At 67.5% G+C, this 8586-nt stretch carries 12 protein-coding genes; 10 read left to right on the top strand and 2 right to left on the bottom strand.

The genetic code is table 11. The features are described from left to right. From BSE24067_RS27100 to BSE24067_RS27060, 9 genes are all read left to right on the top strand, one after another. Positions 1 to 328: Rossmann fold domain-containing protein (locus BSE24067_RS27100; protein WP_367647179.1), on the top strand; the 328-nt coding region annotated here is incomplete at its 5' end. Between the two features lie 78 nt (positions 329 to 406). Next, positions 407 to 811, top strand: a complete 405-nt coding sequence (locus BSE24067_RS27095) for a dihydroneopterin aldolase (RefSeq protein ID WP_040142336.1) — start codon at positions 407 to 409, stop codon at positions 809 to 811. Beyond that, positions 808 to 1803, top strand: a complete 996-nt coding sequence (gene ttcA / locus BSE24067_RS27090) for a tRNA 2-thiocytidine(32) synthetase TtcA (protein WP_151068268.1) — start codon at positions 808 to 810, stop codon at positions 1801 to 1803. The genes BSE24067_RS27095 and ttcA overlap by 4 nt, the downstream gene beginning before the upstream one ends. A 136-nt stretch (positions 1804 to 1939) precedes the next feature. Then, positions 1940 to 3301 carry a bifunctional UDP-N-acetylglucosamine diphosphorylase/glucosamine-1-phosphate N-acetyltransferase GlmU gene (gene glmU, locus BSE24067_RS27085; RefSeq protein ID WP_151068269.1) on the top strand — a complete coding sequence of 454 codons (1362 nt, stop codon included), beginning with the start codon at positions 1940 to 1942 and terminating at the stop codon, positions 3299 to 3301. A 54-nt stretch (positions 3302 to 3355) separates the two neighbouring features. After that, entirely contained in the window at positions 3356 to 5173 is a 1818-nt protein-coding gene (gene glmS, locus BSE24067_RS27080; RefSeq protein ID WP_151068270.1) for a glutamine--fructose-6-phosphate transaminase (isomerizing), read from the top strand. Between the two features lie 139 nt (positions 5174 to 5312). Further along, positions 5313 to 5690, top strand: a complete 378-nt coding sequence (locus BSE24067_RS27075) for a type II toxin-antitoxin system RelE/ParE family toxin (protein ID WP_151068271.1) — start codon at positions 5313 to 5315, stop codon at positions 5688 to 5690. Continuing rightward, a complete protein-coding gene (locus BSE24067_RS27070) occupies positions 5683 to 6003 on the top strand; it encodes a helix-turn-helix domain-containing protein (RefSeq protein ID WP_151068272.1) in 321 nt (106 codons plus the stop codon). Before BSE24067_RS27075 ends, BSE24067_RS27070 begins: the two co-directional genes overlap by 8 nt. 88 nt (positions 6004 to 6091) lie before the next feature. Then, positions 6092 to 6547, top strand: a complete 456-nt coding sequence (locus BSE24067_RS27065; protein ID WP_151068273.1) for a hypothetical protein — start codon at positions 6092 to 6094, stop codon at positions 6545 to 6547. Beyond that, the gene (locus BSE24067_RS27060) at positions 6547 to 6765 is read left to right on the top strand and encodes a hypothetical protein (protein ID WP_124496473.1); all 219 of its coding nucleotides are present in this window, start codon (positions 6547 to 6549) and stop codon (positions 6763 to 6765) included. The genes BSE24067_RS27065 and BSE24067_RS27060 overlap by 1 nt, the downstream gene beginning before the upstream one ends. Before the next feature lie 70 nt (positions 6766 to 6835). Here BSE24067_RS27060 and BSE24067_RS27055 read toward each other — a convergent pair whose 3' ends face one another. Both BSE24067_RS27055 and BSE24067_RS27050 read right to left on the bottom strand, forming a co-directional pair. Then, a complete protein-coding gene (locus tag BSE24067_RS27055) occupies positions 6836 to 7672 on the bottom strand; it encodes an FTR1 family iron permease (protein ID WP_151068274.1) in 837 nt (278 codons plus the stop codon). Between the two features lie 12 nt (positions 7673 to 7684). Then, the gene (locus BSE24067_RS27050; RefSeq protein WP_006488047.1) at positions 7685 to 8017 is read right to left on the bottom strand and encodes a cupredoxin domain-containing protein; all 333 of its coding nucleotides are present in this window, start codon (positions 8015 to 8017) and stop codon (positions 7685 to 7687) included. 350 nt (positions 8018 to 8367) lie between these two features. Here BSE24067_RS27050 and BSE24067_RS27045 point away from each other — a divergent pair, with 350 nt between their 5' ends. Next, on the top strand, positions 8368 to 8547 hold the full coding sequence (locus BSE24067_RS27045) for a heavy-metal-associated domain-containing protein (RefSeq protein WP_151068275.1): 180 nt from the start codon (positions 8368 to 8370) through the stop codon (positions 8545 to 8547). Positions 8548 to 8586 lie beyond the last annotated feature (39 nt).

Below are 8586 nucleotides of genomic sequence, written 5' to 3'. Positions count from 1 at the left end.
CGACGCGACGCCCGACGCCGCGCGCGACGACGAATCGCTGCGTGCGTGCGCGATCCACGTGCTGGACCAGGCCCTGTTTCACCCGGCGCCGGCGCAGCTGTCGCACGCGCTGATGCAGGCCGCGCTGAACCGCGCGACGTCGGCGCTCGCGCTGGCGCTCGCGCCGAAGGTGCGCGTCGCGGCGCTCGTGCGCGGTCACGCGCCGCACGCGAACGACATCGCGGCGGCGGCCTGCTATCTCGCGAGCGCGCCCGGCGTGACGGGCGCGACGCTGACCGTCGACGGCGGCGAGCACCTGGTGCCGCCGGCCGCCGGCCCGACTGACTGAACTGCGCGGCGCGCGCGGCCCGACCGCCGCCGCCCGCGCCGCTTTGCGTGTGCGCACGCCAATTTGACTGGGACGACCATGTTTTCCGCTCTCCTGCACCCCCGCCTCGCGGACTGCCGCAGGCTCTACCTGCGCGACTACGAGGTGCACATCAACATCGGGGCCTTCGAACACGAGAAGCGCGGCGAGCAGCGCGTCGTCATCAACGTCGACCTGTTCGTGCCGCTCGCGCAATCGACGCCCGTCGACGACCGGCTGCATGAAGTCGTCGACTACGACCTGATGAAGCAGAGCGTCGCGCAATGCCTCGCGCGCGGCCACATTCATCTGCAGGAAACGCTGTGCGACGCGATCGCCGCGACCCTGCTGGCGCACGACACCGTGCGCGCGGTACGCGTCCGTACCGAGAAACCGGACGCCTATCCGGACTGCGACGCCGTCGGCGTCGAAGTCTTTCGCATCAAGGACGAGGAGCGCGCATGAACGCCCCCCACATGAACGACACGGCGGCCGATGGCGTCGCCGTCGAAGCCACCGTCGCCGAAACCGGCCGGCGCGCGCTGACGCGCCGCGAGCAGAAGGAAGCGTACGAGAACAACAAGCTGTTCAAGCGGATCGTGCGCCAGGTCGGCCAAGCGATCGGCGACTACAACATGATCGAGGACGGCGACAAGGTGATGGTGTGCCTGTCCGGCGGCAAGGACAGCTATGCGATGCTCGACGTGCTGCTGCGCCTGCGCGAGCGCGCGCCGATCGACTTCGACATCGTCGCGGTCAACCTCGACCAGAAGCAGCCGGGCTTCCCCGAGCACGTGCTGCCCGAGTACCTGACGCAGATCGGCGTGCCGTTCCACATCGAGAACCAGGACACCTACAGCATCGTCAAGCGGCTCGTGCCCGAAGGCAAGACGACCTGCTCGCTGTGCTCGCGGCTGCGCCGCGGGATCCTGTACCGCGTGGCCGGCGAGCTCGGCGCGACCAAGATCGCGCTCGGCCACCATCGCGACGACATCCTGCAAACGTTGCTGCTGAACATGTTCTACGGCGGCAAGCTGAAGGGGATGCCGCCGAAGCTGCAATCGGACGACGGCAAGAACGTCGTGATCCGCCCGCTCGCGTACGTGAGGGAAACCGATCTCGAAAAATACGCGGAACTGCGCGAATTCCCGATCATCCCGTGCAACCTGTGCGGCAGCCAGCCGAACCTGAAGCGCGCGGAAATGAAGGCGCTGATCCGCGAATGGGACAAGCGCTTCCCGGGCCGCGTCGACAACATGTTCAGCGCGCTCGCGAACGTCGTGCCGTCGCACCTGATGGATACGACGCAGTTCCCGTTCGCGTCGCTGCGCGCGAGCGGCGTCGCCGATCCGCAGGGCGACATCGCGTTCGACGAGGAACCGTGCGCATCGGGCGACGACACGCGCGCGCCCGGCGCGGCCCGGCCGATCTCGATCGTCCAGTTCGACGATCTGTAAGCAGCGCCCGAACGCGGGCCGGAACGGGGCGAAGCGCGCCCCTTTTCGGCACTGTCGCCGCGCCGCGACAGGCCCGGAACGCCAGGGGCCGCATGCTAAAATGGACGGCTTCGAACTCCTCAGACAAGCTGGCGCCATGAATATCGTGATTTTGGCGGCAGGCACCGGCAAGCGCATGCGTTCCGCGCTGCCGAAAGTGCTCCATCCCCTGGCCGGCAGGCCGCTCCTCTCCCACGTCATCGCCACCGCGCGCACGCTGCAGCCGTCGCGGCTCGTCGTCGTCGTCGGTCATGGCGCCGAGCAGGTGCAGGCCGCCGTCGCCGCGCCCGACGTGCAGTTCGCGCTGCAAGCGGAGCAGCTCGGCACCGGCCACGCGGTGCGCCAGGCGCTGCCGCTGCTCGATCCCGCGCAACCGACGCTCGTGCTGTACGGCGACGTGCCGCTCACGCGCGCGTCCACGCTGAAACGTCTCGTCGACGCCGCGCGCGACGGCCGCTACGGGATTCTGACGGTCACGCTCGACGATCCGACCGGCTACGGCCGCATCGTGCGCGACGCGTCCGGCTTCGTCACGCGCATCGTCGAGCAGAAGGACGCGTCGCCCGAGCAGCTGAAGATCGCCGAGATCAACACCGGCATCATCGTCACGCCCACCGCGCAGCTGTCGATGTGGCTCGGCGCGCTGAAGAACGAGAACGCGCAGGGCGAGTACTACCTGACCGACGTCGTCGAGCTCGCGATCGAGGCCGGTTTCGAGATCGTCACGTCGCAGCCCGACGACGAATGGGAAACGCTCGGCGTGAACAGCAAGGCGCAGCTCGCGGAGCTCGAGCGCATCCATCAGCGCACCGTCGCCGATGCGCTGCTCGCCGACGGCGTCACGCTCGCCGATCCGGCGCGCGTCGACGTGCGCGGCACGCTGCGCTGCGGGCGCGACGTGTCGATCGACGTGAACTGCGTGTTCGAAGGCAACGTGACGCTCGCCGACAACGTGACGATCGGCGCGAACTGCGTGATCCGCAACGCGTCGATCGGCGCGGGCACGCGCATCGACGCGTTCACGCACATCGACGGCGCCGAACTCGGCGCGAACACCGTGATCGGCCCGTACGCGCGGCTGCGCCCCGGCGCGCAGCTCGCGGACGAAGCGCACGTCGGCAACTTCGTCGAGGTGAAGAACGCGGTGATCGGCCACGGCTCGAAGGCGAACCACCTGACCTACATCGGCGACGCCGACATCGGCGCGCGCGTGAACATCGGCGCGGGCACGATCACCTGCAACTACGACGGTGCGAACAAGTTCCGCACCGTGATCGAAGACGACGTGTTCGTCGGTTCGGACACGCAGCTCGTCGCGCCGGTGCGCGTCGGCCGCGGCGTGACGATCGCGGCCGGCACGACGATCTGGAAGGACGTCGCCGAAGGCGTCCTCGCATTGAACGAGAAGACGCAGACCGCGAAGAGCGGCTACGTCCGCCCGGTCAAGAAGAAGAGCTGAACCCTTTGCGGGCGCCCGCGCGGCGCCCGCGTCGACTTACAGGATTGACCATTCATGTGCGGGATTGTCGGCGCAGTTGCGCAGCGTAATATCGTTCCGGTGCTGATCGAAGGATTGCGGCGCCTCGAATACCGTGGCTACGATTCGTGCGGCGTCGCCGTGCTCGAACCGGGCGCACCGAAGCGCGCGCGCAGCGTCGCGCGCGTCGCCGATCTCGATGCGCAGGTACGGGAATCGCACCTGGAAGGCACGACCGGCGTCGCGCACACGCGCTGGGCCACGCACGGCGCGCCCGTCACGCACAACGCGCACCCGATCTTCTCGTCGAACGCGCTTGCGCTCGTGCACAACGGCATCATCGAGAACTTCGAGGCGCTGCGCGACGCGCTGCGCGCGAAGGGCTACGAATTCGTGTCCCAGACCGACACCGAAGTGATTGCGCACCTCGTGCACAGCCTGTATCGCGGCAACCTGTTCGACGCGGTGCGCGAAGCCGTGCAGCAGCTGCACGGCGCTTACGCGATCGCGGTCACGCACAAGGACGAGCCGCACACCGTCGTCGGCGCGCGCCAGGGTTCGCCGCTCGTCGTCGGTCACGGCGACGGCGAGAACTTCCTCGCGTCCGACGCACTCGCGCTGGCCGGCAGCACCGACCGCTTCACGTTCCTCGAGGAAGGCGACGTGTGCGAACTGTCGCTCGGCGGCGTGAAGATCGTCGACCGCCACGGCGCGCTCGCGCAGCGCGAAATCCGCGTGGTCAGCGCATACGGCGGCGCGGTCGAGCTTGGGCCCTATCGCCACTTCATGCAGAAGGAAATCTTCGAGCAGCCGCGCGCGATCGGCGACACGGTGCCGCAAACGGAAGCATTCGACGCGGCGCTGTTCGGCGACGCGGCGAGCGCCGCGTTCGCGGACATCGACAGCCTGCTGATCCTCGCGTGCGGCACGAGCTACTACTCGGGCCTCACCGCGAAGTACTGGCTCGAATCGATCGCGAAGATTCCGACGCAGGTCGAGATCGCGAGCGAATACCGCTACCGCGAGTCGGTGCCGAACCCGCGCCAGCTCGTGCTGGTGATTTCGCAGTCGGGTGAAACGGCCGATACGCTCGCCGCGCTCAAGCATGCGCAGTCGCTCGGCCACACGCATACGCTCGCGGTGTGCAACGTCGCGACGAGCGCGATGGTGCGCCTGACCGAGATGCAGTTCCTGACGCACGCGGGCACCGAGATCGGCGTCGCGTCGACGAAGGCGTTCACGACGCAGCTCGTCGCGCTGTTCGTGCTGGCGGCGACGCTCGGCAAGCTGCGCGGGCACGTCGATGCCGCACAGGAAGCGCAGTTCCTGAAGGAGCTGCGCCACCTGCCGGCCGCGCTGAACAGCGTGCTCGCGCTCGAGCCGCAGATCATCGCGTGGTCGGAGGAGTTCGCGCGCAAGGAAAACGCGCTGTTCCTCGGCCGCGGGCTGCACTATCCGATCGCGCTCGAAGGCGCGCTGAAGCTGAAGGAAATCTCGTACATCCACGCGGAAGCGTATCCGGCCGGCGAGCTGAAGCACGGGCCGCTCGCGTTGGTCACGGAAGCGATGCCGGTCGTTACCGTCGCGCCGAACGACACGCTGCTCGAGAAGCTGAAGTCGAACATGCAGGAAGTGCGCGCACGCGGCGGCCAGCTGTACGTGTTCGCGGATGCCGACACGCAGATCGTCAACGACGACGGCCTGCACGTGATCCGGATGCCGGAGCACTACGGGCAGCTGTCGCCGATCCTGCACGTGGTGCCGCTGCAGCTGCTCGCGTATCACACCGCATGCGCGCGCGGCACCGACGTCGACAAGCCGCGCAATCTCGCGAAGTCGGTGACGGTGGAGTAACACGCGTGCCCCGCACGGGCCGTTGCCGGCCTGTCGGGGTCACGTAGCGGCGCGGAGCCAGCCATTCAGGCCATTCGGCCAGGTCGAAATGTGTACCACGTAGTGGTATATAATCCTGTGCTGATTCGACTGGCTCGACATGTCTGCTTCCGTACGACGCGTATTCAGGACGAAGTGGTTTCACAAGGCAGCAGGAAAGGCAGCAGGAAAAGCGGGAATCGCCGACGGCGAGCTGTGCCGTGCGGTGCGGGCACTGGCCCGAGGTCAGGGTGTCGATCTCGGCGGCAACGTCTGGAAGAAGCGCCTGGACGGCAATCGCCAGCGACGCATCGTGCCGGGCAAGGTGGGACACACGTGGGTATTCGTGTTCCTGTTCGCGAAATGCGACCGCGAGAACATCGACGCGCACGAACTGCGCGCCTTCAGAAAGCTCGCCGCGGATGTCGGTCGATGCACCGACGTCGACATCGCGACGCTGGCCGCACTGAACGAGTGGGTGGAGATTCGCAATGGCTAAGAGCCGATTCAACAGCGACGCAACGGAGGCCGTTCACGCCGCCGCGCCGGGCCGCTATCGCGCGCAGCTGATCGACAAGAAGACGATGCGCGAATACGACGCACTGTGCGTCGAAGCCGCGCCGCAGTTCGATCCGGCAGCAATCGCGCGCATCCGCAAGTCGGTGAACGTGAGCCAGAGCGTGTTCGCGCTCTACCTGAACACGACGACGTCGACGATCCGCCAATGGGAACAGGGCGACAAGCGGCCGAGCGGCATCGCCGCGCGAATGCTGCAGATCGTCGAGAAGCACGGGCTCGAGGTGTTTTCCTGAGCCGCGTTTCCCGAACGCCGACGGGCAGCCGATCCCGCACCGGCCACCGCGATGCAACGCGACCCGCGAGCAAGATGACGGAGAGACAATGGTAAGACTGTTTGGATGCGGATTGCTGGCGCTGAGCGTCGCGTCGACGAGCTGGGCGGCCGAGCATTACGTCGAAGTCTGGAACCCGCCCGAGGCACGCGCGCCGGCGGCACGCACGCCGGCCGCGCGCACCGGTGCCGACGCGCACGCTGCCAGCAAGGCCGCGGAAAAGCACGCGAGCGTGCAGTCGAAGCCCGCCGCGAAACCGCACAAGCGCCGCGTCGCGCAGGCCGTGAAAGCCGCGCCGCATCGCGCGCCTGCCGCGACGGTCGAAGCGCCTGCCGCACCGCGTCCGGCCGCGCAGCCGGCGCCGGGCCGGCTCACGGTGATGCAGCCGGCCGCGCCGGACACGCCGCACGCGCTCGACTTCCCCGATATCCCGCGGCAATACACGCCGGACGGCAACGTGCTGCGCGTCGGCACGAGCAGCCGCTCCGCGGAGGTGACGCGATAATGGAAGCGCAGACGTATCACGGCTACCAGATCTGGGGCCACGCGATCCTGCAGCAGGACGAGATCCTGCAACCCGAACGTTTCGCCGCGAGCGGCACGATCACGCAGAACAACCGGCTCGTCGAAGCGTCGGGCGTGCTCGGCGTGTTCGACACCGAGGACGAAGCGCGCGAAGCCGGGCTCGAATGGGCGCGCGCGTGGATCGACGGTCATCGCTGAGCGGCGATGCGCAACGGATGAAAAAAAGGGGCGTCGATGACGCCCCTTGTTTCATCCGCACCGCGGCAGATCATGCCGCGTGCCGCGGCGGCCGCACGGCCGTCTGCGGGCGCCCGACGAGCCGCGCGAGCACGACGATCGCGATCAGCGTCACGACGTACGCGGCGATCTGGATCCCCGCCGGGCGCGCGGTATAGCCGATCAGCGTATGCAGCGCCTTGCCGACGATGCTCGATTCCTTCAGCAGCCACGACGTGTCCCACACCGCATCGCCCCACGACGGCACGAGCCCTGCCGCGAGCAGAAAACCCACGCACTGGCTCGCCATCCCCGCCGCGAGCAGCACGATCAGCGCGTTCGTGACGGAGAACAGCCGCTTCAGCGGAATCTGCAGCAGCCCCGCATACATCGCATAGCCGAGCCCGGCGCCGCCGAGCACGCCGAGCAGCCCGCCCACGGCCATCTGCGGCGCCTGGCCCGGATCGCCGGCCGCGATCCCGTACAGGAACAGCACGGCCTCGGAGCCCTCGCGCAATACCGCGACGCCGACCACGATCGCGAGCCCGGTCAGCGGCCGGCTGCCGGCCGCGACGGCGCGCCCGACCTCGCCCATGTGCAGCGCCATCTCGCGCCCGTGCCGGCTCATCCAGATGCAGTGCCACGCGAGCATCAGCGTCGCGACGAACATCACGCCCGCGTTGAAGACTTCCTGCCCCATGCCCGACGCCCACTGCGAGATCACGTCGGCGAACGCCGCGATCAAGCCGGCGCCGATCACGCCGCCGACGAGGCCGCCGCCGACCCACCAGCCGCGCCGCGGCACGCCCTTCGTGGCAGCCATCACGATCGAGACCACCAGCGCAGCCTCGAGCACTTCCCGAAAAACGATGAGGGCAGTAGACAGCATCGCGATATCGGCTTACTTGACGGTCAGGTGCGTCTTCGACTGCGCTTCGTGATACTCGTCGTGGAACTCGTAGGTGCCGGCCTTCAGCGGCCCGACCAGGATCTCGACCGACTTGCCGGCCGGCACGACCTTCTCCGCCTTGAAGTCGTCGCTTTCGAACTCGGCGGGCGTCGCATCGAGGTTCTTCACGACGAACTTCACCTTCTTGCCCGCGGGAATCGTCACGCCGTCGGGCGAAAACTTGTGGTCCTTCAACGTCAGGTTGACGACATCGTCGGCGGCGAATGCGGACGTTGCCGATGCGCCCAGCAGGGCCAGTGCGAAGCCGATAGCGAAACGGGTCATGTGCGTAATCAAATGAAATATCGAAGGGGATCGATACTAAGATCGATTCGCATTTTCAACTCGGAGTACCCATGCTGCACGCATGGAAATCGCGCACTGCGGCGACAGCACGCACCTTGTCGCGCAAGGCTTTGCCACAGTTCGCCGACAATGCGGGTTCGTCAATCCGTGGATATTCCGACTGACGCGCCCATGCAAAGGGCCATTCGTCTGACTTCAGTATTACAAATGGCTGTAGGCCGCACGATCGTTGCGAACGGGCTTGACCTTCCCACCATGGCAAGCTTCATGCTGAACGTGCTCGTCAATCGTCAATTCAGGAGAACACGACGGAATTCGAAGTCCAGGACATGACCTGCGGCGGCTGTGCCAACGCAATCACGCGCGCGGTGACGGCCGCCGATCCGGCAGCGAAGCTCGACATCGACGTGGCCGCGAAGATCGTCAAGGTCGAATCGGCGCAGGGCGCCGAACGCGTGCAGTCGATCATCGAGGCCGCAGGCTTCCACCCGGCGCTGCGCTCGGCCTGACCGGACTCGCAGGACGCGGGCGCGACGCCTCGGTGCGCC

This window comes from Burkholderia latens, from assembly GCF_902499045.1.
GTDB lineage: Bacteria > Pseudomonadota > Gammaproteobacteria > Burkholderiales > Burkholderiaceae > Burkholderia > Burkholderia latens.
Note: the sequence above shows the minus strand (reverse complement) of the source record. Positions and strands in the feature narration are given on the sequence as shown.